The sequence below is a fragment of the Alkalimonas cellulosilytica genome, from assembly GCF_036325985.1.
GTDB lineage: Bacteria > Pseudomonadota > Gammaproteobacteria > Enterobacterales > Alteromonadaceae > Alkalimonas > Alkalimonas cellulosilytica.
The window spans coordinates 31,430-57,756 of sequence record NZ_JAUHLI010000017.1 but is presented as its reverse complement, the minus strand read 5'-3'; the positions used below and the strand labels follow the sequence as shown (position 1 = coordinate 57,756).

Here is a 26,327-nt window from a genome sequence, read left to right as displayed (position 1 = left end):
ACCAGGGAGTAAAAGCATACCATGAATCAATGCATCCGCCTTTTGATCTTCGTCAGTATTGGCCTCCTCGCAGCAGCTTGCTCCGAACCTGCCAAAGTCACCGAGACAGCCAAACCCGATCCCTGGGCGGCTCTTTCCGAACAAGAACGCGAACTGCTGCGCCATGGCGAAGCCAGAGCCCGCAGCTGCGCAGCCTGCCATGGCCCCCAGGGCATTTCCCGCAACCGCATGTACCCAAGCATTGCCGGTATGAGCGCCGAAGAGATGACAGCGGCGTTACTGGCTTACCGTAGTGGTGACATCGTCAACCCATTAATGTCCCCACAAGCCAGGGGATTATCGGATGACGACATTGCAGCGCTGGCTTTTTACTTCACTCAGCAAAAAGCCGATTGAGTTCTTGCGGGCTTATGTAAGATGCATTAAGTTAGTTGCTTACCCAAGGTTAATCCATGTGAACAACTATGCGCTACGTTTCGATATTTATCTGCTGCAGCCTGTTTATGTTAATTTCCTGCGGTGGCAGCGAGTCCACTCAATCGCTGCCACCACCGGTTTCTACACCTATTCCTGAGCCTGAGCCAGCCCCTTTTAGTGTCCAGTTAAGCGGATTACATGGTCTGATCGTAGGTGAATTACAACTTAGCGAGCAGTATCTGTTTGCGCTCACCAATGCCGGACTATTCCGGGCTGATCTACACACCTTGGAATGGCAATCCCTGGGCTTTGATGATGCACACGTTTTATCCCTGGCCCGCATTGCCGATCATCATATGCTGGCTGGTGTTCAGCAGCAGGATGATGAGGGTTATCATACTTTTAGCCTGTATGAAACCACCGATGCTGGCCACAGCTGGCTGGAAATCAAACATAACTTTGGGCATTACGAGACAGAAAACGAGCAGGGAAAAGAGCAGATATTTCGCACCGAACCACCTTTCGCGCTGATCTATGAACCCGACAACGCAACCCTCTACGGTTCTGGTTACGATGTGCTAGCCCACTCCACGGATTATGGTCTGAGCTGGCAAGTCCTCCATGGTGGCTGGGGGATGTTCAGCCAACCTAATACCGCCCTTGCTATCAATCCAGATAAAACTGAGGTGTGGTCTGGTGGGCAGGGCTTACAAGAGAATCCTTTGCTGTACCAATTCAATCTCCATACCAGTGAATTGATTGAGCATCATGCAGCGATGCGGGAAGTGTTGAGTCATGAGGGGATACCTGGACCAGCCGTTGTTTATGCAATCCGATTTTTTGCTGATCAGCCAGAACGAACTTTTGTCATGGGTGAAGGAGGCATAGCTTTCAGTGACGATCAAGGCGGCAGTTGGCACAGCATGATTGGCGATGTAAATTATCGATTTTATTACGACCTGCTGCAAGACCCCACCACATCACGTCTCTATACAGCTGGCTGGAGTAAAGAATTCGATTTGCCGCAACCCTTGATCATTGAATGGTCGGATGATGCCGGGCAAAGCTGGCAACGCTATCAATATCCATCAAACAGTCTCTTTGGCGGGGTGCGCAGTATGGTAATGCATCAGCAGCAAGGAGAGCTCACTCTGTTTTTTGGGCTTTATAAAGGTGGTGTTATCCAAGTTAAACCCACACAGCCGTGAAACCAAAGCACTGGTTTTGACAGAGCCAGCCTAGTTTGCCAAGATAACGGCACTTTCAGCCACGACCGCTCATTGGAATCCGTTATGTTGCAAAAACTCACCCTGCCTTGCCTGCTGATCATGCTCAGCCTGTTTTTGGCTGCCTGCTCTCCGGAGCCGGTAGTCTCATTAAGCCCGCTTGGGCAAGACCGTGGCGATAGCTTCCAGCAAGCACAACAACAAGGTCAGGCGAGCCTGACAGTGCTGTATGTACCGGCCGAAGGTTTTGCTTACACCAATGCTGCCGGTGAGCTTACCGGCGTCAGTGTTGAAATTATGCGGGACTTTGCCCGTTGGGCCGAGCGCCACCACCGTATCCGCTTGCAGCTCAACTTTGTCGAAGAGACCAACTGGCAGCACTTTTATCAGCGGGTGATGCAGGCAGAGGGCGGTGTATTTGGCCTTGGCAATGTCACCATCACCGAGGCGCGTAAACAAGAGCTGCAATTCTCACCACCTTACATGAATAATGTCGCCGCCCTGATCACCCATCAGGATGTCGCTGAATTGCAGGATTGGGCAGATTTTCCCAGCCAATTTGCAGAGCTGGAACCGCTGGCATTTTCCGGTACCTTGCATGAAGTGCGTATTCGCCGCCTGCGTGACAGCTATCAACCAGGCCTTGCCATTCAGCGCGTCACATCCAACCCGGATTTGTTGGAGCTGGTCGCATCCGGCGCCTTTTACAGCTACGTTGATGCCTACAATTACTGGCGCGCCCGTCAGGCAGGTATGCCACTGCGCGATCACCCGCTAGCTGCTGAAACCGATGAAACCTTTGGTTTTATAATGCCACTCAATAGCGACTGGTCGCAGTTCATGCAGGCTTTCTTTGCCGCGGAAGGGGGGTACCGTCACACTGCCAGCTACCGCCAGATTATGCAGCAGCACCTGGGGCAGGAATTGGCTGAGCTATTGCTTGGTCACGAATAAATGATACAGGAGTCGTTGCGAATGTTGTTGATGAAAACCTCTGCCCGCCATTGGTTAGGTTTTATTTTATTGTGCTGCTTGCTGCCATTGGCACAAGCCGACCTGGCACGCTCTGAGGCTCAGTTGGCACACTTTAGTGCCGAGGATATTTTCGAGCTGGAATTTGCCAGCGATGTGCAAATATCACCGGATGGTCAGCACATTGTGTATGTGCGCAACAGCAACAATATTCAGCAAGACAATACCCTGCAACGTCTGTGGATCCTCGACACCAGCACCGGTCATCACTGGCCGCTGCTAGATGATGAGTTTCAGTACAGCCAGCCACGCTGGGCACCGGACAGTAACCGCATCGCTTTCATCTCGAACCGTAGCGGCAATGCACAAATTCACGTGCATTGGCTGGCACAACGCCGTACCGCCCGAATCAGCAATCTGACCCACCGCCCCGAGCAGCTGGCTTGGTCACCGGATGGGCAGCAACTGGCCTTTCTGATGGAGGTCCCTGCAGAGCCAACCTACTTTGCCCGCAGTGTATACCGACCCAAAGCACCCAAAGGTGCTGAATGGGCCGCGCCCCCACTGATTGTTGAACGCACATATTACCAGCAAGATGGCCGGGGTTTGCTGGAGTCTGCCTACCGCCAGGTCTTTGTGCTACCAGCCTCCGGTGGCAGTGCCCGTCAACTGACTGAGGGCCCCTACCTGCACCAGGGCCCTTTGGCCTGGTCACCCGATAGTCAAAGCCTGGTGTTTTCAGCCAACCGCAGCAGTGACTGGGAATACCAGCCACGCCAGGCTGATTTGTATCAATTGCAGTTAAAAGACAGCCGTATCCAGCCTTTGCTAACCGGGCCGGGCCAGCACTATCACCCGGTATTCTCACCAGACGGTTTGCAACTGGCTTTTTTGTTTGCCCCGGATAAAGCCGTTGCCTATCGCAACAGCAAGTTACAGTTGCTGGATCTGCGCACCAAAGCGGTACAACCCCTGTTAAAAGAGCTGGACCGCTCGGTAGAAAACCCGGTTTGGCAAGACAACCAACAGCTGGTGTTCCAGTATGAAGATCGAGGACTCACCAAGGTTGCCCGGGTCACACTGCGTAACCGGATGGCCGATTTGGTTAGCGATGTATCCGGCGCCAACTCCGGACGGCCTTATTTGAGTGGCATGTTCAGCTTGTCGGACAAAGGCCAGTTGGCTTATACCCGAGGCTCCTCACAGCGGCTGGCCGATGTCGCGCTCTGGCAACATGGTCAGGTACGTAACCTGACCCAACTGAACGAAGACCTTTTAGGCCAGCGTGAGCTGGGCAAGGTGCACGAGTTTACTTACCGATCAAAACTGGATGATGAAGAAATTCATGCCTGGTACATCACACCACCGGGGTTTGACCCCAGCAAAAAATACCCGCTGATTTTGGAGATTCATGGTGGTCCGCACCTGCCCTATGGCCCACACTTTTCTGCCGAGCTGCAGCGCTACGCCGCCGAGGGCTATGTGGTGCTGTACAACAACTACCGGGGCAGTATTTCCTATGGCGAGCGCTTTGCGCTCTTGCTGCAAAACAAATACGCCTCCACCGATGATTTCACCGATCATATGTCTGGGGTGGATGCGATGATTGCCAAAGGCTTTATCGATGAAAATAATCTGTTTATTGCCGGCGGCTCAGCCGGTGGTATTGCCACCGCTTATGCCATTGGTTTAACCGATCGCTTTAATGCAGCTGCCGCCACCAACCCGGTGATCAACTGGGTCAGCAAGGTGTTGACAGCCGATAGCTACATGGCACAGATTCAGAATCAGTTTCCGGGTATGCCCTGGGAGCAGCATGAGCATTACTGGCAGCGCTCGCCGCTGTCGCTGGTGGGCAATGTGACGACCCCCACCCTGCTGTTTACCGGAGAGCTGGATCGTCGTACCCCGATGGCCGAAACTGAGCAGTTTTATCAGGCCTTACGCTTGCGGCAAGTCGATACCGCCATGGTGCGGGTACCTGGTGCTTATCATGGTGTATCCAACCGCCCCAGCCGGATGATTGCCAAAATCGAGCACACCCTGGCCTGGTTTGCCCGTTATCGAAAGGAGTAATGGGGCGAGCAGCACAAAAACAGTGCCGGTAAGCATTCGATTCTGCCGACTTTATAGGCTACACTGACTCTTCATCTGGTTGACAGGAAAAGAGATTTGGCCAAACTGCGGCAAAACATCTGGTTTCTCTTTGCACTGCTTTTTTTCGGCAGCTGTGTTCTGCTGATTTTTTTCCTGCATCAGCGCTGGCTGTTGGTGGTGCAGGAGCATCGTCAACAACAACATACGCAAGTTCAGCAGTTGGCATCTTCAGTGCAATCGCTGCTTTCAGTGCAACAAGTGTTGGCCGACTTATACCACGATCAATTGGTGCAATTGGTGCAGGACGGCCAATTGGATGTCGAACAAGGCACCCGGCTGCTTGACCATCTGATGCAAAATAATCGTTATGCCACCGCTTATGCTTTAGCTCGCCCTGATGGGAATTTGCTGATGGTGAGCTCCAATCGCAATATCGACCAGCTGGGTAACCTTCGCTATTACGCCTTAGATCATGGTGAATTTGAACGAGCTCTGGCTTCAAATAAACTTGAGCTTGGTCGAATCTACTTCATAGAATCTTTTGATGCCTGGACTTTTCCTGTCCGAAAGTCGCTTCGCTCGGCCGATGGTCAAGTTGTCGCCATCATGGCACTCGGTGTTTCTTTAAAGCGCGAACTGAATGCCTTTGTTGCACCATTGCTCTTGCCGAAAAAGAATAATGTCGCCTTAATCCGCCAACAAGATGGCTATTACCAGTTCTTTGCTGGCGAAGCATCGAATGCTGCAGAACGTTATGAGACACCGATCGATCTCAGTGTGTTGCAACAATTGCAAACCAGATTAAGCGAAAGTAGCGGCTTTAATCTGCAACAACTCAGAGTGTCGGAAGAAACCTTCACGGTTCAGCTGCTATTACCCGAAGGCCGGATACAGGCGGTGATCCGCTATTTGCCAGACTATCAGTTATGGGCTGTTTCGAAATTACACAATCAGGTGATGCAGGAAGCCTTTTGGCACAGCTCATGGCGCTATCTGCTGGTGTTTCTGCTAAGCCAGTTGCTGCTGTTCTTTCTGATTCGCACCATTTCGCAGGCCGATCGTTCCCGCCGGGCCGAATTGCTGTTTGAAGCCACCCACGACCAGCTTACCGGCTTACCAAACCGTAACTATCTTCGCCAATACAAGGCAAAGTTGCTAGGTACTGTAACTAACGGTTGTTATTTGCTGTTTTTGGATTTAGACAACTTTAAAACCATCAATGACTCTTTTGGCCATGAACTGGGGGATACGGTGCTAAAAGAAGTGAGTCGCAGAATTAAGGCGCAGGCCGGTAACTCCGCTGCCATTGTCCGCCACGGTGGTGATGAGTTCCTGATTTTCCTGCCTGCCACTTCCGAGCAGGCGGCCATGCAGCTGGCAAGCGAACTGATCCAGCAATTGTCCAGCCCTTACCAGGTAGAAAAATTACGCTTTGTGCTGGGTGCCAGCATAGGCATTGCCCATTACCCTGACCATGCCAATCAATTGGATGATTTGGTGCGGGCCGCCGACGTCGCCATGTACGAAGCAAAAAAAACCAAAAACAATATCTACCTGTACAGCAAACCACTGGATGCGCGTTATCAGCGTCGCTTTGCCATCGAGCAACGCCTGAGGACGGCCATTGAACAACAGCACTTATTTATGGTGTACCAGCCGCAAATTGATCGCGAAGGTCAACTCTACGGCGTGGAAGCTCTGGTTCGCTGGCAGGATCCGGTCGATGGGTTTATTCCACCGGATCAGTTTGTGCCAGTCGCTGAAAGCAGTGGTCAGATGCCGCTGCTCGGTCAGTTTATTCTGCAGCAAGCTTTTGCCGACATTAGCAAAGTTCAGCAACAGCTTGAACGCCGTTTTCAGCTTTCACTGAATATATCCATTCGCCAACTGTTGCACAGTGACTTCTTGCCACAATTAGTTGCCCAGATCCAACAACACCAACTGGTAGCTGAGCAGATCACGCTTGAGCTGACAGAGAGCATCCTGATTGAAGACCATGACCATGTGTGTCAGCTGCTTAGCAGCATCAAGCAACTCGGCTGCAAAATTTCCATGGACGACTTTGGCACCGGTTACTCCTCATTAAGCATGCTGCGAACACTGCCGGTGGATGAGCTGAAGATCGATAAAAGCTTTGTCGATTGCATGCTTGATGACGAAACCTGCCGCAATATGACTGCCAGCATTATTGCCATCGGCCAACGCATGAAATTACTGACCATAGCCGAAGGGGTCGAACATGGCCATGAGCATGATCTGCTTTTGCAGATGGGCTGTGAACTCTACCAAGGCTACTTCTTTGCCAAACCGATGTCAGCAGAACAGCTGCTTGGCTATCTTCAACAGCACTGACCAGCCAGCAGCAGGAGCAAACTTTAATCCAGGACAATAAAGTATCTGCCAGTATGGTCTAGACTCAGTGCCATTGCATTCAGGCACCAAAGGAGTCCACTATGGCATCGCACAACCCGCATCGCGTTTACATTCCAACCAATGCCCATTCCAACCAGTATCTGTTGGCCGAAATCAAACTGGACGATGGCTTTTACAGCCATTATGCCAGCGCGGATGACTGCTATCAGGGGCTGGCGCAGCAGCTGTTTAATCTGGCCGATGCACTGGAGCTGCGCAATGTGCATCTAATCGCAAATGATAAGCTGCCGGTGGTGCGTTTTCATACCGAGTCCTACACTTTTCAAACCGAGAAGCAAATTCTGTTTTTCTACAATCCCAAATACCATGAAGGCCAAAACCTCTTTGTCACCCCTGGCTACCAGGCACGGAAGATCCGCTTGCTGTTTCTCGCCACCGGCGAAGAGCTGCGCAGCCAGGCCGCCAACTTCCATGGCAAGGTGGTGCAGTTGCTCACGCAATTAAAACAGCAGCTGGCCGAACCGCGCGCCATTAAACTGCGTGATCACCAGCATCTGTCGTACGATCTCTTTGCCAAAACCAAAGGCCACAAAGAAAGCTACGGCTACAAATTACGTGGTCTGTACCCGCGCTATCAGGCCAGGCAGTGCGAGCTGCCAGCCGAGCACAGTGAAATCACCTATGTCACCGTCACGCTTCCGCTCAGCCGGGCGTTGAAACAACAGCTGCTGCATGAACGCAGTGAGGATTTCAGCCCGCTGTACCAAAGTTTGCAGGATAAATTCCAGCAAGCCTGTGCCGGCAAAAAACTCGATAGACTGGCGATGGTCGCCAACGGCCTTACCCCGCTGGTGCGCAACAGCAAATGGGATCAACACGATAAGAACCGCGAACTGCAAAAAATCAGCTTTAACCCGGATTGCACCGAGCCGCAGTACCTGACCTTCTGGCAAGCCGATAATCTGGTAGAAAGCGCGCACTTTGTGCTGGTGGCAAGCAAGGAAGACCACACTGAAATGGGCTATGGCCGCTTTATGAATCAGGTGGAAGACGCACTGCGCAGCTTCGCCAAAAGCATAGGCTTTGATGGCAACCACCAAAACCTGACGGTGCGATTCTTCCAGCACATCAGTTACGTGCTGTAAGGCTGGCATCCTGCTTTAGTCAAGAGGGCACAGACGATGGCCCTCTTTTTCGTTATACTAGCGCCGCCATGAATACAGCTACCAACAAAGCGCAGACTTACACTGTCCTGGCCACCCAGCTTGAACACCAGCTGTCGGAAAAAAACAGCGACTTTCTGACCTTCTTGCAGCCGGTAGAAAACCGCGATGAAGCCATGCACTGGGTACAGCACTACCGCGAGCGCTACCCCGATGCCAGCCATGTCTGCTGGGCGTACAGTATTGGCAATACCCGCCAGCCCGAGGCGCAAGCCTGCAGTGATGATGGTGAGCCGAGCGGTACCGCTGGTCGGCCGATGCTGCATGTGCTGACCGAGCGTGAGCTCGGCAATTGCCTGGCAGTTGTGGTGCGTTATTTTGGTGGCGTTAAACTGGGTGCCGGTGGTCTGGTGCGGGCTTATTCGGCTGCGGTGTCGCAAGCGGCCAATCTGGCAGAGCTTGGCACCATAAGCCCGCAAACCGAGCTTAGTATTCAACTTGGTTTTGCCGATGAAAGCAAAGTGCGGCAGCTGCTGAGCCAGCATCAGGGCGAGCTATTAAGCAGCGATTACAGCCACCAGGTCACCCTGACCATCCGCCTGCCACAAAGCGCTGAAGCCGTCTTTTGCCAGCAACTGAGCAATCTGACTGCAGGCAGCGCCGTCATTGACAACAACAGCTGATTTCCTCTTTGGCATTTCCTGCTATTCCATGGATAATAGCTGTTATAACACGACAAAAAATGACCCCATGGCAGCGAGCCGAAGCTGCCGACAGGATGCGCTATGTCTCAATTACTTCGTATTGTGCTGATCCACACCCACCTGCCTGGAGTGGTGGAATTGCAGCTTGATCAGCACACCAATATTTGCGGTACCAATGCCTCGGGTAAAACCACCCTGCAGCGGCTGGTACCGGTATTTTATGGCGAGCAGCCAAACCGGGTGGTGCCCAAAACCCGCAAAAAGTTTGATGAATTCTACCTGCCGTATTCCAACAGCTACCTGGTGTACGAATACCAGCGCGACAATGGCGAGATCTGCCAGGTGGTGCTGACCAAAAAAAGCGATGGCGGCGTCGAGTACCGCTTTGTCGGCGCGCCCTATCAGAGTGACTTCTACCTGCAGCAAAGCGATGACGGTGTCAAAGCTCTGAGCTACAACGACTGGGCCAGCGCCATGCGCGCCCGGCCCGATGTGCAGGTGTCCGCCAAAATAAGCGCCACCAGCGAGTACCGCAGCATTATCCAGAACGATGCCGCTGCGCTGCGTGGTAACAATGCCGACAGTATCAAACTGCGCCGGTTGGCCGCCAGTTTTAGCCTGGTCGCCAGTGGTCATAAGCTGCGTCATATCGAAAAACTGGTCAGCGCCGTCCATGCCAAAGAAGGCAAGATGGACACCCTAAAAGCGATGCTGGCAGCTATTTTTGAAGAAGATGGCGTCACCCTGCCGACCACCAAGGTAAAAAACACCAAGGCGCGGGACTGGATCCAGCAAATGCGCCAATCGATGCGACTGGACCGCTTGCAGCAGGATTTCGAGCGGCTGCAGCAACTGGCACTGCAACTGGATGGGGCTGAAGCCCAGTTGGCGGCTTTGCTGCCCCTGTTGGAGCAGGATGAGCAGCAGTTAAAGCAACAACGCGCCGATGCCGAGCAGCACGTGCAAAGCCTGCGCCAGCAGCTGCAAAGCGCCAAAGAGCAGTACCAGCAGACACAACTGGAGCAGAGCAGCCAGCTGGCCAAAGTCGAAGCCAGCCTGCATGAAACCTCGGCCCGGCTCGATCGGTTGCAGCAACAATTTGATGACTTTGACAGCAAAGACATGCCGAAGCTGCAGCGCGATACCGATGCGCTGCCACTGTGGCGCGAAACCCTGCAGGAGCTGGCTGAACAGTACCAACTGATGGTGGAGCAGCATGGCGATATGGAGCGGCAGCTGGAGCAGCGTAAAGCCAAGCTGGCCGAGTCCTTTAACCGCTTAAGCGAGCAGCACAGAGCCAAAGCCAAGCAACTGCAGCAGCAAAAAGATCAGACCCGCGAGCAGCAGGACAGCAAACTGGCCGCGCTGGAGCAGGCATTTCAAAGCCGCTTGCAGCAGCAACAACAAACCTTCGCCACTCAGCTCAGCGACTGCCAAAGTGCCATTGCTGTGCTGCAAAGCCAGCTCAGCACCTCGCCGCTGACCGAAGCCGAGCACGACGAGCTGCGCGCCGCCGAACTGCGGTTGGAGCAAGCCCAGCAGCAAGCTCAGCAGCAAGCGCGACAACTGCAGCAGTTGCAGAAGCTGCACCAGCAAGCGCAGCAGCAGCGCGAGCAGGCCGATCAGCAACTGGAAGCCAGCCGCAAAGCCCAGCACAGCGCCGAGCAGCAACTGCACCACCTGCAGCGCCAGTTAAGCCCCGAGCAAGGCAGTTTGCGCCATTTCCTGCGGCTGCATTACAACGGCTGGGAGCAGAAACTGGGCAAGGTACTGGACGAGCGTCTGCTGGAGCGGCACGACTTGCAGCCGCATTTGCTGGATCTGACCGACAGCCTCTATGGCTTGCAACTGGATTTAGCCGCCATCGACACACCGGATTACGCCCAGGATGAAGCGGCTATTCGCCACCGGCTGCACAGTGCCGAACAACAGCTGGAGCAGGCCAACGCCAGCAAAGCAGCGGCCGAGAAAGCGTTAAAAGACAAGTACGAACAAGCCGAGCTGGCCCGTGCTCAACTGGAGCAGGCCGAGTGGCAGCTCACTCAGTTCGAACAAAACATCGACTACGCCCGCGATGCCCGCAATCGCCTGGAAGCCCAGCAACGCGAGCTGGTGAAACAGCGCCAGGCCAATGTGCGCTCGGAGCTAAGCGCCCGTCAGCAGCAGTTGGACAAACTGCAACAGCAGCAGCAACAGGATCTGGCCGCGTTAAAGGACGATCACAACAGCCAGAAAATGGAACTGAAAGCCGACTGGCAGGCCGAGCTGCAGGTGTTTGACGAACAGATGGACGAACTGGAACGCCAACTGGAGCGTAAGCGCGAAGACAACAAAAGCCAGCTGCGCGAACTGCAACAGGCTTTTGCCGAAGAGCTGTCCGCCAAGGGCATTGATCCGCGCCGTTTGGCCGAGCTGCGGCAAAAGCAGGAGCAACTAAAAACCGAGATCCAGCACGTGACCGAGCGGCAGAACGAGCTGAGTGCCTGGCAAAGCTTTATGCAACTGGACTGGCAACAACTGCGGCCGCAGCTACTGGAGCAGGAAACCTCACTGAAGCAGCAACAGCGCAGCAACCGTCAGGCGCTGGAGCAATTAAAAGCCGATTACAGCCAGCAGCAAAAGCAGCTGGATGCCCAAAAGCAACAGCATCAGGAGCAGATGCAACACGCCGAGCAACGACTAACGCAATTAAAGCCGTGCTTAAGCAAGCTGGCCGAGCTGCATCTGAGTACCGTCAAACCAGTCAGTCTGGCGGCCTGTGCCGATGTGATTGAGCGATTGTCCCGCAGCAACGAAGCACTGGAACAGCGCAGTAAACTCGATAGCGCACTCAAGCAGGCGATGGAGCAGTTTGAAAGCATGCTGAGCAAAGATGCCGGCCCCGAGTTCCTCGATCGGCTGGAGCATGAAAAACGCAAACTGCCCGACTACGCCGGTAAGCGCGAGCAATTGCCAATCCTGTCCGATTTGCTGCGCATTCTAAAAGATGCCCAGCAGCAGTTGCTGGAGATGGGCGAGAACATTGGCGGCGATCTGAAAAAATTCTTCACCGTCTTTAGCGATATCAACCGCCGTATTGCGTTGCAAAGCCGCCGCTTAAGCGAAGCCGTGGCCGACGATCTGGTGCTGGAAGGCATCAGCCGCTCGGAAGTACGGATTTTATCCACCATCGATGAGCTGGGTTTCTGGCAGCCGCTAAAACACTTCGCCAAACTGTACGATGACTGGGGTGCCTCCGGCAAAGCCCTGCCGTCGGAGCAATACCTGAACGCTCTGGCCGATGTGGTCGAGCTGCTGCGCGCCGATGAACAGTACAGCATTGAGTCCTTGTTGCGACTGGAGCTGCATTTAAGCGAAGGCGGCTCTGAGCTGGTGATTAAGAACGACCGCCAGCTGCTTGAGTCCTCCAGCCATGGTATGGCCTACCTGATCCTGTGCAAATACCTGCTGGCCTTTACCCGTTTGCTGCGGGGCGATGCCAAGGTCAGCATTCACTGGCCAATTGATGAAATCGGTACCCTGGCCTACCACAACGTGGAAAAGCTGTTCCAGGCCTGCAGCAGCAACGACATCGTGATTGTGGGTGCCTTCCCTAATCCGGAGTCCGATGTATTGATGCTGTTCCAGCACCGCTACCTGATTGAGCCCAGTCAGCAGGATCCGAGCAAACGTCAGCTCAAACGCATTCAACCCAAAGTCAGCCGCCTTGCTGAGCGACTGGCGCAGAAACAGCAGGAGGCCAGCTGATGCTGCAACACGGCCCTTTACTGGAACGGCTGCTGGCCGGTGACTTTATCTGTCAAATCAGCGACGAAGATGCCTTCCGTCATCTCAGCCAGGAGCAAACCCAGCAGGACATCAACCACTACCTGCGGCCACTGAACCGCCGGCTGGTCAGCAACGATGATGGCTCGGTGTTTTACCTCGGTTACCATGAACTAACCAAGGAAGCCCGTGAGCATTTAAGCAGCCAGTTTGCACTGACCGTGCAATCCTTGCTGCCTTTGCTGGAGTGGCTGCAACTGGTGCAGGAAACCCTCGGCCGCGACAGCGCCCTGACGGCTGGTGATACCATCAAGCTGCAGGAGTTTGTGCTGCGCACCGAAGACAACCAGAGCCTGCGCCAGCGGCTGAATGCGCTGGCCAGCGACCGCTTTTTCAACAGCCAGAGCGAGCAACTGGACAGCCAGGTGAAACTGATTTTCCGCCGCATAAAAGAGCACGGCTATCTGCTGCAACCGCACAGCGAGCGCCAGTACTACATCGTCACCGGCAAAATTGATTATCTGCTGGATGTAATCCGCTTTATCCGCGATGAAGAGCAGCTGCCGGTGGACGATACCCCCAGTCAGGAGGCGCTGCTCTGATGGCCCCGCTCGACTCACAGCTGGCCTCGAATTTATTCAGCATCGGTGCCGAGCGCCTGGCTTTGCTGGGCAAACACCACAAGGCGCTGATGCAGGGTTATCTGGATGGCCATATCGATGAAACGGTTTTTAGCGAAAGTGCGCTGAAAAAGCTGATTGCTGCCCGTATTTTATGGCGGCCGGATGAGCAGCAACCTCTGGCACTGCGGCCCTTGGTCAGCGAACTGATCGCCAGTATGGTGGCCGATGAAAACCGCCGCCAGATCAATGCCGATGTGGCCGAGAAGTTGGAGCAAATCCGCAACCGGGTACAGGCCTACCGCGATGCGCAGTTCAAAGGCGATTACAGCGTGGCCGAGCTGCAACTGCAGCGCCTGACCGAGCATGTGCACGATTTAAGTGGCCAGTTTGAAGAAGCCATCGACAGCCTGTGGCACCGGCTAAACAGCGACTTTGGCTTTGTCAGTAGCCTGGACGATAAAATTCGCGAAAACGAACGGGCGCAAAAGCAGCTGCGCCGTTTGCTCGACGGCCTGGATTTGCTCGACTTCAACGAGCTGATTGAGCTATCGGAAGGCAACAACCACCTGCGTAAACTGCTGGTCAGCCAGCTGCAAAACCAGCTGAGCTCGCACCACAGCAGCTTGCTGGAAGTGCAAAAACGGCTGGTGCAGTTGCTGGCCAAGTTCCGTCAGCAGCAGGCCCGTTCGCTGTTAATTGCCAATATGGCGGCCTTTTTGCGCCAGCATCCGAAATACCAGCCAGCCGATTACCCCAATCGCTCCGAGTTACCGGCGTTGTTCAATCAGGCTGCAGCGATTCGGCCACAGGCCGCCATTGCGCTGGATAAAGCCAGCGAGCGGTCGGTGCTGGCCGAGTTGGTACGCGCCCTGCCAAGGCCCAGCAGCATTGAACTGCCGGAGCAACACAGCGCCAGCTTTGCTGAGCTACTGGCCGATGAAGAAATCGCCGCCCGCCAGCAGGCACTGAAAACCGATGTGGAAAACTTCTATCTGCGGGTGATTGATCAGGGCGGCAAACTCAGCGCACTGGAGTACCTGACACAGCAGAAGCTCGACTGGGACAGCGAGATCTGGCTGTATCAGATCATCGCTGAGTACCAGGCACTGCCGGTGGAAGAAAAGCAGATGTTTGCCATCCGCCGCGATGAAGCACCTGCCAGTACTGTCAACCAGTTGCTGCTGATCCGCGATATTCAGATCGCACTCAAAGCAGCCTAAAGCGTGCATAAACGAGAATAGACTAAGGGATTAGTTCAATGACTTCGCAAGGTAGTAAATCCATTAAAGTTTACCCCACTTTTACATATGCTTGTGGGCCAAAAATGGCTATAGTGTTTATTGTCCTGCACGGCTTAAATATCATGCTCTTTTTTCAATTGGCCAGCACATACCTCTCGGCTGCATTTCAGCAGGAGCATATGATGATATTCGCAGGGATAGTCTCATTGCTGGCTTTTGTTGCGCTTGAAATGGTTTGTTCTATTCTGTTTATTAAAAAAATAAGCAAGCCATTAATCTTTGCAGACGATTATATTCTTATTCCGCCATGGGCTTTACACAGTCTTGCCACTCGAAAACATCAACATTCACTTAAACTATCTCTAAACGAAGTCAATCATATTAACATTCGATTGGTTGACCCTTTAGGGTTACTTCAACGGTACTTACCCCGTATTGTTCCGATACCCATGCTTGTTTATCTTAAGACTGAGAGGGGAGTTACGGGGCTCAAGTTGAATCATGTCGGTAATTTTGAGCCTGTTTACGAATGGTTAAATAACATGAAACCACATATGGCTATTAGTAATAATGGAGTCAGTTTTTCTCTGCGAGAATTTTGTGCTGGATTTGATGACATTAGTAAAGTCTGCTTTGGGACATCGCTTTTCTTCGCAACTGCTATGCCATTGATGCTTTGGGTATTCACCCCTTAAGTATCTTATTAAGAACTGACGATAACTTTCTATTATACCCAATCACTCAGGCTGCACCCGTGCCAGCACAGTAATAGGTTCGGTTAACGGTAAGGCCAGCAGCAGGCCTTCGCCGGAAGCAGGGAAAATGCCGGTCAGAGCGGTGATATTGACCTGATGCGTAATCAGCACTGTGGGAGTGCTCAAGGGTGCCTGCGCCAGAAAGGCTTGCAGTGCACTGGTTTGCGCCAGCCTGTCACCACGGCCGGCAAAGAATGAATTCAGCAGTGGCAAGGGCTCAACCGTAGACAGCGCCATCAGCTGACCGGTTTCAAGGCAGCGGCACCACTCACTGCTAAAAATCTGTACATCGGCAGCTGTTTTTTGCTGCAGAAAACGTCCCCAGGCCTGGGCCTGCTGCCGCCCCCGCGCATTTAAATTACGCTGAGTGCTGCAGTCTTGCAGTACAAAACCTGGCGGGTCGCCGGTACCTGGTGCTAACGCATGGCGCATGATTAAAACGGCGTTGCCATCACGCCAGGCTTGCCATGCCCGCTCATCCGCCGACAGGCTAAATGGCAACAAAAGTATGAGAATCCAGAGTTTCACGCCAAGCCCTCACCGTCATCCTACAGAGGCAATACGTCGCCGGGGGCCAACAGGATTTAGCGTGAGGAATAAAACCAGGCGTTTTTTATCCGGCCAGCGTCAACTTCGTACACCACCGCCACTTCGGATGGTGTCTCGCTTAGGCCATAGACCCGCTCGTGATCAATCACCTTATTGCCGACCACCATCCGACTGAGCACTTCGGCGCGTAGCGCTGGTAAGGTAAAACGCTCGGTGGCATAGAACTGCCGCAGTGCGTCTAGGCCCTGCAGTGCAGGGGAGCTTGCCGGCATGCGGTAAATGGCGATATCCGGGTGATAGCAGCGGCAAAATGCCGCTAAATCTTTGGCATTGTAGGCATCGAGCTGGCACTGCACCGGCTCGGCTATATCTGCGGCCACCTGCAGGTTTTTGTGCATAAAGCAGCTGTTCTCATCGTCCTGGTAATCGGCAAAAGGGCCGCAAAACATAAAGCCGGCGCTTTGGTACAAGCTTCGGGCTGGCTTGAAAAAATCCATCGAGCCGGTTTCCAGATAGAGATCGGTAATGCCGCTGGCCGCAGCTTCGGCCAGCACATGCTGCAGCAAAGCCCGGCCAATGCCTTTGCCCCTGACGGCAGGATCGGTCCGCATCGATTTAATCTCGCCCATGCTGGCACTGTGCTGCTTTAGTGCGACACAACCCAGCAATACATCGTTTTCCCAGGCGGTCCAAAAGCGGATAGCCGGTGCTTTTAATTTGCTTAAGTCCAATGCATGCACACTCTCGGGCGGCGAGGTGGCGTACATATCGGCCAGATGGCCCTGCAGCAGCTCGATAACGGCGGTGGATTCGAGCGGATCCAGCTGAATGGTGATCATGAAGGCTTTATCCTTTTATCGGACGTACAGCACCCGTCCAGCACCTGCTCCACCGACATACAGAGTGTTTGCTCGGTAAAGACAGCACTTTGCAACCCCAGCAAACGCTGGCGTAACGCTTCGTCGTCCAGCAGTAACCTGGGCCGCAACTTTTTGTGCTGAAGTTTTTGCAGCATGTCTTCAATGGCAAATACCGCCGTTAAGTCCATGTAATCGACCCCGCGGCAATCCAGCACGATGTCTTTGGTATCCAGTACCTGGTCGACCTTGTCCATCCGATCCAGCATCTCGGCCATCGAGCCAAAAAACAACGGGCCGCTTAAACGCACCAGCCGTACCCCAGGGTGCTTAGGATCATCCGGTACATCCAGCAGTTCGTCGTCTTCCAGATGAATGTGCGCCGTTTTGGCCATGCGCCAGGTCACCAGGCCCATCGCCAGCACCACACCAACACCGACGGCGATCACCAGATCCACCAACACCGTCAGGGCAAAGACACTGAGCATAATGATGACTTCCGGCTTAGGGGTACCGGAAATGCGTTTCAGCAAGCGGTAATCGAGGATATCGAGCCCCACTTTGACCAAAATACCAGCCAGCACCGCCAGTGGAATTTGCGCCGCCAAAGGGCCCAGCCCTAGCAATAAAGCCAGCAAAAACAGCGCATGGACCATGCCACTGACCCGGGTGCGGCCACCGGCATTGACATTGACCACAGTACGCATGGTCGCGCCAGCCCCCGGCAAGCCACCGATAAAGGAGCACAGAATATTGCCAAGCCCCTGCCCTATCAGCTCTTTGTTCGGTTTATGCCGGGTACGGGTGATGGAATCCGCCACCAGCGAAGTGAGCAGGCTATCAATGGTGCCAAGCAGCGCCAAGGTAAGCCCCAAGGTGAAAATCAGGCTCCACTGCGCCAGACTAAACTGCGGCAGATGAAACTCCGGCAGGCCGGTTGGGATATCACCAATTACCGGCACCTGCCACTCCAGCAGCACCGCGGCCAGGGTACACAAACAAAGCGCCAGTAAAGGCGATGGCAGGTAACGGCTGATGCGCATCGGGGTAAACCAGACAATGGCGAAGGTCATTAGCCCAAGTGCTAAAGCCTGCAGGTTCAGCTCTGCCAGCGTATCCGGTAATTTTGCCAAGGCTTGCAGCGGCGAGGGTGACGGCGCTGCCCCCATTAAGGGCGCCAGTTGCAGCAAAATAATGATCACCCCAATGCCGCTCATAAAGCCGGAAATAACCGGATAAGGTATGTAGCGCACCAGGCCGCCTACTTTGAGCAAACCCAGCGCAATTTGCAGCACCCCACCCACCAGCACCACCGCCAGCGCCATTTGAAAGCTGCCACCTAAAGCCGCAATAGCCGAGGCAAACACCACCGTCATCGGGCCGGTTGGGCCGGAAATCTGTACCCGGGTGCCACCAAACAGCGCAGCCACTAAGCCCAGCGCAATGGCCCCATACAAACCAGCCGCTGCTCCGGCACCGGACGCCACGCCAAAAGCCAGCGCTAATGGCAGAGCCACAATACCAGCAGTAAGGCCACCAAAGAGATCGCCACGCAAGGTGGCGGCAGAGTAAGAGTTGGATGCTGCCATGAAATCGTCTTGTTGTTGTCATTTTCAACAGACTTTGCAGATAATTGCAGCAAAGCCACGGTAAAGTGTGGCTAAGTTACCGGTTTCAGGCTCCGATAACAAGGCGGATCAGTTTGGTCTGTGCCTGCAAAGACTGCTCTGCACGCTATTATTTGACGGGAGTAAGACCAGACTTGCTATGTTTAGCAAAAAATCAGGTGCCCCTGCTATGGAAAAGAAAGTTCCTCCACTGCTGCTGTTTGTGATCTTTGCCGGACTGATATGGCTCACAGCCAGTTGGCCTGCGCCCTGGCCGCTGTGGTTCAGTCAGTTACTGGCAGTCTTGCTGATGCTGGATGGAACTATTTTCTGTGGCTGGGCGTTTTGGCAGTTCCGCCGGGCAAACACTACGGTCGACCCGCGCTACCCGGAGCGCACCGCAAAGCTGGTGACGGGAGGTTTATTCGAGTTTAGCCGCAACCCGATGTATCTGGGCTTTTTGTTGCTGCTGCTAGCACTTTGCTTCTGGCTGCATAGCTTAAGTGGATTTCTGTGGCTACCGCTGTTTGTACTCTGGCTGCATTATTGGCAAATTGTGCCGGAAGAGCGGGCGCTGGCCAAAACCTTTGGTGACGACTGGCTGCACTACTGCCAGCAAACCCGGCGCTGGTTGTAGCCAGGCAGAGCCAGTTTCTAGACCAATACGATTTCCTGCAGGTGATCCTGCAGGTGCAGCCAATGCGCATTGTAATACTGCGCCTTACTTAAACGGCCATAGGCAAAGTGCGGGGCCAGCCGCCCCTGCCAGCGCATAAACTGCTCCAGCTCTGAAATCAGCTCGGCCTGGGCGACATCCACAGGTACACTGGCGCGCAGGGCGGGAGCACCGGGTAAGGGCTCATTCAACGGGTGCTGCATCTTACCGGCGGTACTAAAGGCTGCCAGAGCTGTTGCTCCAATGGTCAGTTGAAACAGCCGGGAACGCTGCTCCGGATAGCCAATCCGCGAATACCGGACACTTTGGGCACAGTGCTGGAAAATTTCACTCACTCCCCAGTCCCCCAGTGTATGTAATTGCGCTAACGGTAAGCGCTCCAACTGATTGGTTAAAGCCAACAAAGACGGTCGCCGCAGCATAGACCCAACATGCACACCAGTCCAAAGCACTACAGGTGTTGCAACGGCAAGGCTTAAAAAGGCTCTGCGTTTCATCAGGTAATCTGCTCTTTTGCTCATTTTCTTTCATCTTAACGCCATTTTCATGCCAGAGCGAATCCTGCTTGTCCCTTGCTGAAGAACAGCGCAGTGCTGTATGCTGGTTAACAAGGTACCAAGGAGAAAAGCGATGCGTTGGTGGTTGTTTGTAGCTTGTTTTAGCAGTGCCCTTGGGGCAGCAGAGCCTGCAGCCAAAGAAATCAGACTCTATACCGAGCATCTGCCACCCTACAGCTATCTGCATGGCGATACCGTGGATGGGATCAATGTCGAATTGATGCGTTTATTGTGCCAGCGCGCTGAGCTAAGTTGCCGGATTGAACTGTTGCCATGGCGCCGGGCCTTTGATAATGCTCAGCAGCAACCCTACAGCGGTGTATTCTCTACCTCCCGCACGGAAGAGCGTGAGTCGCTGTTTCAGTGGGTAGGGCCTATTGCCTCGGATTGGGGTTATTTATTTCGCCTGAAAGGGCGCAGCGACGTCAACCCGACCAACCTGGAAGAGGCCAAAGCCTACCGGCTGGCGGTAGCGCGTGGCGATGTGTACGAAAGCTATTTCAAACGCCATGGCTTTGAGTATGGCGTCAATATGCTGGACTTTACCACCAAGCCGGAGCCGGTCCCCTTGTTTCTGGCCAAGCGGGTCGATTTATTGGTTGGCTCGCCCCGCTCAGTCCGCAGCTGGCTGCAACAGTACGGTGCACCGGAGGACAGTGCAGAGGCCTTATTTAAGTTGCGCAATGTAGGCGACAACTATCTGGCACTGCACCCCGACTTTCCAGCTGAGTTGACCGCAAGGCTGCAACAAGAGCTGGAACTGCTGCGCGTTCAGGGCGTGATTCAAGCCCTGATCGAGCAGTATACTCACCAGTAATGTCAGGCTTAAAAGCGGTAATTCAGACCAAACAGCAAAGAACCAAAGGATTTAAAGGTTTTACCAGAGCTATAGCTGGCTTCAGTTTGAACGCCCAGCCCATTGGTAAACTGATACTGCCAGCCAACTGCACCAATGACGCCAACCTCAGTTTCACTAAAGCGACGAGTGCGATACTGCATCGCCACCCGATTTTGGCTAAGACCTAGCTTTGCGTAGAGCTGCTGCTGTTGCGTTACCGGGTAGCCGGCATATCCACTGATGCTGATGGCGCGGTAATCGATGTCTTCCAGCTCACCAATAAAAATGTTAGAGGCCACACTTCCAATGCCCATTGAGCCCTGACGGTAGGCCAGTTCAACACCATATTGAGGATCCCATTGGTAACGATAAAACAGGTTGTAACCATTAAAATCTGAAAAGTTTTGCTCCCGTTCCGATTCAGGATCGACGACCTTGGTAGAGCCCCAAAAGAAATTCGCCCCAATTCGATGGCTGTTGTCTGGCTCGCTGGCCATTGCCGCTGTAGAAAATAATCCAGCCCCGAGAAATGCCATTGTTAACATCACACGTCGTCGCATACTCAACACTCCTTTGATTTGACACCGCAACCATACAACAAAAAACAGGCCAATTGAACAACAAATGTAAATTAAGAGTGATAGCAATCTGCCGAGAGTTTCCCGGTAAAAACAGGTACACTTTGTTGCAGAACATCATCAATGACAAAACAAGGCTCCCTGACTTGCGACGCCCTACCTTCCGGCCTGCCTGGTGGCTACCAGGCGGCCATTTACAAACACTGGCAGCCAAATACCTGCATCCACGCTATCAAGGCAGTTTAACCACTGAGTGGCTGCCGCTGGCGGATGGCGATGAGTTGGAGCTGTGCTGGAGTCAAAGCCTGAACGCCGATTACCAGGGGCCCTTGGTGGTGCTGCTGCATGGCCTGGCCGGTAACCGGCACAGCCATTATGTACAGGGCATGTTTGCTGCTTTTCAGCAGCTGGATTGGCCTGTGGTGCTGATGCACTTCCGTGGTTGTGGCAGCCGGCCCAATCAATTACCCCGTGCTTACCACTCCGGCGAGACCGAAGATCTGCGTTTCGTGCTGCAACTTTTGCAGCAACGCTACCCTGGCACTCAGCTGCTGGCCGTAGGCTTTTCGCTGGGTGGCAATGTACTGATGAAATACTGCGGTGAGCAGCACCAGCAAAATCCGTTGCGTGCTGCTGTGGCAGTCTGTGCCCCACTGGCACTCGCCAGTAGCGCCAAACGCATCAATCAGGGTTTTAGCAAGCTGTATCAGCGCTACCTGCTGCGCCAGCTGAAACAAAGCGCGCTGCAAAAGCTGCAACGCTTTGCCGACTTCCCTATTCCACTTTCGCACCAGACCGTACAGCGTATGCGCAGCATTGAAGCCTTCGACGATGGCTTTACCGCACCCTTGCATGGTTTTTTAAATGCCGCCGATTACTATCAGCGCGCCAGTGGCCGGCAGTTTTTACCCGCAATCCGGGTGCCCAGCCTGATTATCCATGCCGCAGACGATCCTTTTCTTGCTCCTGACGTGGTGCCAAACCAGGCAGAGCTACCGGAGCTGGTGCTTCATGAAGCCTGGCCTTCAGGCGGCCATGTTGGCTTTGTCAGTGGCCGCAACCCATTGAAGCCGGTGTTCTGGCTGAACCAGCGGATCCCGCTATTTTTCCAAGAGGTACTGAAGCAGTGATTATTCCCTGGCAACAGCTTGAGGCAGAGACGCTGAACAATTTGATCGAATACTATGTATTGCGTGAGGGCACAGACTATGGCGAGCAGGAAATATCGCTAGCGCAAAAAGTAGCTCAGGTCCGAGCACAACTGCAGTCCGGTGAAGTCGTACTGGTGTTTTCTGAACTGCATGAAACCGTCAATCTGATGTCGAAACAGCAGTTTAACGAGCAGTAAGGGCAGCTGAGCTGCTCTTACTGTGATGACTGTGATTAAGGCACCAGCTTACGTGCTGTGTCTAAGTAAACCTGCCCCCGGGCTTTCACCTTAGCGGCATCGCTGTACTCGGACGCGACATGCACTTCCTCCAGCACCTCGGCAAGCTCTGCCAACTCGGCGCGCATTTTCTCCAGCGCATTTTCCAGGGTGTAGGTCAGTTGATGCACTTCGTGCAGCTGATGCGGGGTCAGGGTGTCCTGCGCCACCAGCGCTGCCAGCTTGGCATTGTAGGCAGAAAAATTTTGCACGGCTTCAGTCAGCGTATTGGCTGGTAAACCTTCAAAATGATCGGGGCGATCGGAGTGGGCCATCGCCGCTGTAGATAAGCTTAGTAGTACGGTGCACACAAATGTTTTGAGTCGCATTCTCAATCCTCATTGCTATCGATTCGGTTGCTTGAGGTCGCTGACATTGTCTTGCAGGTGAGTGTAATGTGCCACTCATCAAAATACAGTCACTCTGTCGGTGCTGTTGGCAACCAGTATATACCTAAGTCGCCTCTAGATCAGCGGATACGACTAAAAAGAGTCAGACCAGCACGATGGCTGGTCTGCAGGGGGGATCAAGCCAAACGGCGTGGAGAGCGGCTGCTTACCAACCACACCAATGCCAGCAGCAGTAACAAAGGCCAAAGGACACTAAAGCCTACTACCAGCAGCACGATTCCTGCCAACACTACGCCAAGCAGCAGGCTGTTCAGCAGCACAGTACCCAGTAAGTAAGCGAGGCCGGCCAGACAGAGCACCACTACAGCAGCGATCAACACATCAAAAATCATCACCACACCGCCTACCAGAAGAGCGCCTACAAAGGCCAGCAGTGCTGGCCCAAGCCAGACAATCGCCACCAGCAGCGCAAAAGCAATCAATACATTACGCATGGCTTGTCTCCTTATGCGGCTGTTTTTGTTTCAGTGCCGCCAGCGCCTGCTCAATGGCCTCTTGCTGCTCCAGGCTCTGAAATTGTTGTTTCAACGACGTGCTGCTGGCTGAACGCCCCAGATCCATCGCTTCCAGCTGGGCTTCCAGACCATCGATTTTTTGCTCGTAACGCTCGAACTTATGCAGGGCCTCGGTGACTTTGTGTTGATGCTGCTTGCTTTGCACCTGCAACCGCACCTCAGTGCAATCTGCCCGGCGTTGTGTTTGCTGATAACGCTGCCGCGCTTCATTGAGCTTGCTTTGCAAACGGCTGATATCGCCTTCAATATCGGCCAGCCGCGACTGACTTTGCGTTTCTTCCTGCTGCACGCTGCTGCGCTTTGTTTCAGCAGCCAACCGCTCAGCCAGCGCAGCCCGGGCTAAATCTTCTTTACCGTGCGCTAATGCCCGCTCGGCTTTTTGCTGCCAGTCCATCACCGATGCATCCAGATGCTGCAGCTGGCGTTGCAACTGTTTGCGAGCCGCAATGTGTTCAGCAGCCAGGGTACGCAATTCGGCCAAAGAGTCTTCCATTTGCTGTACCAGCAAACGCAGCATTTTCTCCGGCTGCTCGGCTTTATCCAGCAGGGCGTGCAGATTGGCATTGATGATATCGGTAAAACGGTTCAGTGCATTCATGGGATTTTCCTTTTTTTTCTACCTGGAGTAAGTGATGTCCCAATAGCACTTCAAGAGCCGTGCCAAATCTGCCTAAAATTAATTTTTCATTTTAAATCAATAACATCAAATCCAGAAAACTCATTTCTGGACCAGCCTTGCCACGAAGAGAAAAATAGGAGGTTGGTGAATTTCACCAATTAGTGCGGATTTTATGCAGGTGCCAATCCGCGTTGGCACCTGCAAGCAGAGTTAAATTTTAAAACGCTTGCCATAAGCCAGCAGGTCTTGTGCCATCCGCTCCAGCTCGGTGGAAGTGGCATCCGCTTGCTGCGAACGGGCTTTGGTTTCTACTGTCAGGCTATTTACCTTCAGCAGATTTTGATCCATCTCCTGCACCACAGTACTCTGCTGCTCGGTCGCACTGGCGATTTGCAATGTCATATCGGTGATGGAACTGACAGAGCTCATGATATCGGTCAGTGCACTGCCAGCTTGATCGGCCAGAGCGACACCGCCTTTGGCTTTCTCAACGCCCGTTTGCATGGTGGCCACCGCGGCACCGGAGCTTTGCTGCAGGCGGTCAATCAAGGTTTTAATTTCAGTCGTCGATTGCTGCGTTCTGGCCGCTAAGGTTCGTACTTCATCGGCCACCACCGCAAAGCCCCGACCTTGCTCGCCGGCGCGGGCGGCCTCGATGGCCGCATTCAACGCCAGCAAGTTGGTTTGCTCGGCAATCGCCTGAATCGTATCCAGGATCCCGCCGATGTTGGTGCTTTCCTGCTGCACCGTTGTAATGGTCCCTGACGCCTGCTCCACCTCGGCAGCGATGTCGCTGATGGCAGTAATCACACGCCGGACAATGGTTTGCCCTTGCTCTGCGTGTTGTTCTGAATCGTGCGTCGCTGTCGAGGTGTTTTGTGCGTGCTTGGCGACCTCGGCAATGGTCGCCGCCATTTCATTCATGGCAGTTGCCAACTGATCGATTTCAGCGGCCTGACGTTGCAAATCCTGATCGGTTTCGCTGGTAATCACCGCCACATGCGCGGCATGCTCGGCCACTTTGTTGGCATTGCCGATTAAACCTGCCATCAAATCATGCAGTTGCTGCTGCATCTCATTAAACGCCAGCGCCGCCATCCCCACTTCATCGGTACTGGCAACTTGCAAAGGCGCACCGGTTAAATCACCTCCGGCAATTTGCTGAGCACGGTTCTTCAGCGTTTTCATCGGCTCTGAAATCAAACGGCGCAATAAGAAAATCAAAGCAATGGCAATCACAATCGTAAGTGCCATAGCCGTCCAGACCAAGCCCATGGAGCGACGGTCGGAACGCTCCGCTTTGGCAATAATGGCATCACGCTCGGCTTGGAACAATTCAGCAACTTGTGTCAAATAACCGCGCATCTCACCCAAGTGCTGCAAGGTTTGCTGCTGATAAATGCGAATTTGCTCTTGCGGGCTTGCTGCTACGATGGCTTTGGCAGAGGCATGCAGCTCACGGTGCGGCCGATCCATCGCATCCAGGGCTCGTTTTAGTTCAGGACTTGCCGTGGTGTATGCTTCGGATGCGCGAAAGGCATCGTACCAGCGGCCAAAATTGCACTGGGTGGGCTCGAGCTGCCCGCGAAAAGGTTGTTGCAGCAGCATGCTGCTGGCCAGCTCATTGGCCCAGTTCAGGTGATCAATTTCCCGCTGCATTTGCAAGATGGACAGTTCTCGCTTTTCAGCTGCGGCACTGCGGGCAGCATTCATGGTGTTTTGTGCCAGCTGCACGACCACTGCGACCACTACCATCAGAACCGCCAGCAAGCCAAAACTCAGGGTTAATTTTTTTCCAACCGAGAACGCCTTTGTTGCCATGCCCACCTCGTATATTCATCTTCACTTAAAATGATATCTTACCCTATAGAACAGGGCTTTGCTTTGTGCTTGCGCAAAAAAACGGCCCGAAGACCGTTTTCCTGAGCTCGGCCAGGCCATTAAAAGCTAAAAACTTTTACCGCCGGATTCAGCATCTTTTCAGCAATCCGCGGCGGCTGCGCTGCCGTTACACCATCGAGCAGCGCATCGGCAGTGGCCGGCTTGTTTGGCAAGTAGAGCGCGCACACCTCGACACTGGCGCCACCAGACATTAATTGCTGCAGCAACTGAGCTGGAGTGACGTCTCTTGGTTTCAACGTCGGGCTTTCATGGCCTTTGAGTGCCAAGTCGCCGGCCCCATCACACAGCAGTACCGAGACATTGGCACCTTGCTGTTGCATCTGGCTGGCCAGCACCATCGCCATGCCCTGAGTTTGCAAGGACGAGCTGGTCAGGTAAACAAAGACATCGTTATCAGCGTGAGCGGCTGTGCTGACAACAGCGGCACAAGCCAGGGTTTGCCATAGTTTCATCGATC

At 53.8% G+C, this 26,327-nt stretch carries 25 protein-coding genes and 1 pseudogene; 15 read left to right on the top strand and 11 right to left on the bottom strand.

Features of this window, described 5'->3' with window-relative positions; translation table 11 throughout:
* Positions 1-21 precede the first annotated feature (21 nt).
* The 11 genes from QWY20_RS15510 to QWY20_RS15460 all read left to right on the top strand — a co-directional run bounded on the left by QWY20_RS15510 (position 22) and on the right by QWY20_RS15460 (position 15,276).
* Positions 22-396 carry a c-type cytochrome gene (locus QWY20_RS15510; protein ID WP_330129911.1) on the top strand — a complete coding sequence of 125 codons (375 nt, stop codon included), beginning with the start codon at positions 22-24 and terminating at the stop codon, positions 394-396.
* Between the two features lie 68 nt (positions 397-464).
* On the top strand, positions 465-1,625 hold the full coding sequence (locus QWY20_RS15505; RefSeq protein WP_330129910.1) for a beta propeller repeat protein: 1,161 nt from the start codon (positions 465-467) through the stop codon (positions 1,623-1,625).
* A gap of 84 nt (positions 1,626-1,709) precedes the next feature.
* Positions 1,710-2,597, top strand: a complete 888-nt coding sequence (locus QWY20_RS15500) for a substrate-binding periplasmic protein (protein ID WP_330129909.1) — start codon at positions 1,710-1,712, stop codon at positions 2,595-2,597.
* A gap of 21 nt (positions 2,598-2,618) precedes the next feature.
* Positions 2,619-4,691, top strand: coding sequence for a S9 family peptidase (locus tag QWY20_RS15495; protein ID WP_330129908.1), 2,073 nt, complete (start codon positions 2,619-2,621; stop codon positions 4,689-4,691).
* Between the two features lie 96 nt (positions 4,692-4,787).
* Positions 4,788-7,064, top strand: coding sequence for a putative bifunctional diguanylate cyclase/phosphodiesterase (locus QWY20_RS15490; RefSeq protein WP_330129907.1), 2,277 nt, complete (start codon positions 4,788-4,790; stop codon positions 7,062-7,064).
* Positions 7,065-7,165: 101 nt separating this feature from the next.
* Entirely contained in the window at positions 7,166-8,230 is a 1,065-nt protein-coding gene (locus tag QWY20_RS15485; RefSeq protein ID WP_330129906.1) for a DUF3083 family protein, read from the top strand.
* 68 nt (positions 8,231-8,298) lie between these two features.
* Positions 8,299-8,931, top strand: a complete 633-nt coding sequence (locus QWY20_RS15480) for a YigZ family protein (protein ID WP_330129905.1) — start codon at positions 8,299-8,301, stop codon at positions 8,929-8,931.
* A gap of 102 nt (positions 8,932-9,033) precedes the next feature.
* The gene (locus tag QWY20_RS15475; protein ID WP_330129904.1) at positions 9,034-12,699 is read left to right on the top strand and encodes an ATP-binding protein; all 3,666 of its coding nucleotides are present in this window, start codon (positions 9,034-9,036) and stop codon (positions 12,697-12,699) included.
* Positions 12,699-13,319 (top strand): condensin complex protein MksE, encoded by a 621-nt coding sequence (locus QWY20_RS15470; protein WP_330129903.1) that lies wholly within the window; start codon positions 12,699-12,701, stop codon positions 13,317-13,319. Before QWY20_RS15475 ends, QWY20_RS15470 begins: the two co-directional genes overlap by 1 nt.
* Entirely contained in the window at positions 13,319-14,560 is a 1,242-nt protein-coding gene (locus tag QWY20_RS15465) for a hypothetical protein (protein WP_330129902.1), read from the top strand. The genes QWY20_RS15470 and QWY20_RS15465 overlap by 1 nt, the downstream gene beginning before the upstream one ends.
* A 38-nt stretch (positions 14,561-14,598) precedes the next feature.
* Positions 14,599-15,276 carry a hypothetical protein gene (locus tag QWY20_RS15460; protein ID WP_330129901.1) on the top strand — a complete coding sequence of 226 codons (678 nt, stop codon included), beginning with the start codon at positions 14,599-14,601 and terminating at the stop codon, positions 15,274-15,276.
* Between the two features lie 42 nt (positions 15,277-15,318).
* On the opposite strand, the gene QWY20_RS15455 is transcribed toward QWY20_RS15460, so the two are convergent.
* The 4 genes and pseudogenes from QWY20_RS15455 to QWY20_RS15440 all read right to left on the bottom strand — a co-directional run bounded on the left by QWY20_RS15455 (position 15,319) and on the right by QWY20_RS15440 (position 18,331).
* Positions 15,319-15,864, bottom strand: coding sequence for a histidine phosphatase family protein (locus QWY20_RS15455; protein WP_330129900.1), 546 nt, complete (start codon positions 15,862-15,864; stop codon positions 15,319-15,321).
* A 56-nt stretch (positions 15,865-15,920) separates the two neighbouring features.
* Positions 15,921-16,283 (bottom strand): nuclear transport factor 2 family protein, encoded by a 363-nt coding sequence (locus QWY20_RS15450; RefSeq protein WP_330129932.1) that lies wholly within the window; start codon positions 16,281-16,283, stop codon positions 15,921-15,923.
* A pseudogene (locus QWY20_RS15445) lies at positions 16,269-16,721 on the bottom strand (GNAT family N-acetyltransferase); the annotation flags it as partial. The gene QWY20_RS15450 and the pseudogene QWY20_RS15445, both read right to left, overlap by 15 nt.
* Positions 16,721-18,331: a SulP family inorganic anion transporter gene (locus QWY20_RS15440; protein ID WP_330129899.1), complete on the bottom strand. Its 1,611-nt coding sequence runs from the start codon at positions 18,329-18,331 to the stop codon at positions 16,721-16,723. The gene QWY20_RS15440 and the pseudogene QWY20_RS15445, both read right to left, overlap by 1 nt.
* Positions 18,332-18,539: 208 nt before the next feature.
* Here QWY20_RS15440 and QWY20_RS15435 point away from each other — a divergent pair, with 208 nt between their 5' ends.
* Complete coding sequence (locus QWY20_RS15435; RefSeq protein ID WP_330129898.1) at positions 18,540-18,986, top strand: methyltransferase family protein; 447 nt, start codon at positions 18,540-18,542, stop codon at positions 18,984-18,986.
* 17 nt (positions 18,987-19,003) lie between these two features.
* Here QWY20_RS15435 and QWY20_RS15430 read toward each other — a convergent pair whose 3' ends face one another.
* Positions 19,004-19,546 carry a DUF1569 domain-containing protein gene (locus QWY20_RS15430; RefSeq protein WP_330129897.1) on the bottom strand — a complete coding sequence of 181 codons (543 nt, stop codon included), beginning with the start codon at positions 19,544-19,546 and terminating at the stop codon, positions 19,004-19,006.
* A gap of 109 nt (positions 19,547-19,655) precedes the next feature.
* Between QWY20_RS15430 and QWY20_RS15425 the strand changes: the two genes are divergently transcribed.
* Positions 19,656-20,399, top strand: coding sequence for a substrate-binding periplasmic protein (locus QWY20_RS15425; RefSeq protein WP_330129896.1), 744 nt, complete (start codon positions 19,656-19,658; stop codon positions 20,397-20,399).
* An 8-nt stretch (positions 20,400-20,407) separates the two neighbouring features.
* Here QWY20_RS15425 and QWY20_RS15420 read toward each other — a convergent pair whose 3' ends face one another.
* Positions 20,408-20,980, bottom strand: coding sequence for a porin family protein (locus tag QWY20_RS15420; protein ID WP_330129895.1), 573 nt, complete (start codon positions 20,978-20,980; stop codon positions 20,408-20,410).
* Between the two features lie 164 nt (positions 20,981-21,144).
* Between QWY20_RS15420 and QWY20_RS15415 the strand changes: the two genes are divergently transcribed.
* Both QWY20_RS15415 and QWY20_RS15410 read left to right on the top strand, forming a co-directional pair.
* The gene (locus tag QWY20_RS15415) at positions 21,145-22,128 is read left to right on the top strand and encodes a hydrolase (RefSeq protein ID WP_330129894.1); all 984 of its coding nucleotides are present in this window, start codon (positions 21,145-21,147) and stop codon (positions 22,126-22,128) included.
* The gene (locus tag QWY20_RS15410; RefSeq protein ID WP_330129893.1) at positions 22,125-22,346 is read left to right on the top strand and encodes a YheU family protein; all 222 of its coding nucleotides are present in this window, start codon (positions 22,125-22,127) and stop codon (positions 22,344-22,346) included. The genes QWY20_RS15415 and QWY20_RS15410 overlap by 4 nt, the downstream gene beginning before the upstream one ends.
* Positions 22,347-22,381: 35 nt before the next feature.
* Here the strand turns inward: QWY20_RS15410 and QWY20_RS15405 are convergent, their stop codons facing one another.
* From QWY20_RS15405 to QWY20_RS15385, 5 genes are all read right to left on the bottom strand, one after another.
* Positions 22,382-22,753 carry a DUF6746 family protein gene (locus QWY20_RS15405; RefSeq protein ID WP_330129892.1) on the bottom strand — a complete coding sequence of 124 codons (372 nt, stop codon included), beginning with the start codon at positions 22,751-22,753 and terminating at the stop codon, positions 22,382-22,384.
* Between the two features lie 197 nt (positions 22,754-22,950).
* Complete coding sequence (locus QWY20_RS15400) at positions 22,951-23,268, bottom strand: hypothetical protein (protein WP_330129891.1); 318 nt, start codon at positions 23,266-23,268, stop codon at positions 22,951-22,953.
* Entirely contained in the window at positions 23,261-23,947 is a 687-nt protein-coding gene (locus QWY20_RS15395) for a PspA/IM30 family protein (protein ID WP_330129890.1), read from the bottom strand. Before QWY20_RS15395 ends, QWY20_RS15400 begins: the two co-directional genes overlap by 8 nt.
* Positions 23,948-24,178: 231 nt before the next feature.
* The gene (locus tag QWY20_RS15390; protein WP_330129889.1) at positions 24,179-25,789 is read right to left on the bottom strand and encodes a methyl-accepting chemotaxis protein; all 1,611 of its coding nucleotides are present in this window, start codon (positions 25,787-25,789) and stop codon (positions 24,179-24,181) included.
* A gap of 119 nt (positions 25,790-25,908) precedes the next feature.
* Positions 25,909-26,322, bottom strand: a complete 414-nt coding sequence (locus QWY20_RS15385) for a hypothetical protein (protein ID WP_330129888.1) — start codon at positions 26,320-26,322, stop codon at positions 25,909-25,911.
* Positions 26,323-26,327: the final 5 nt, after the last annotated feature.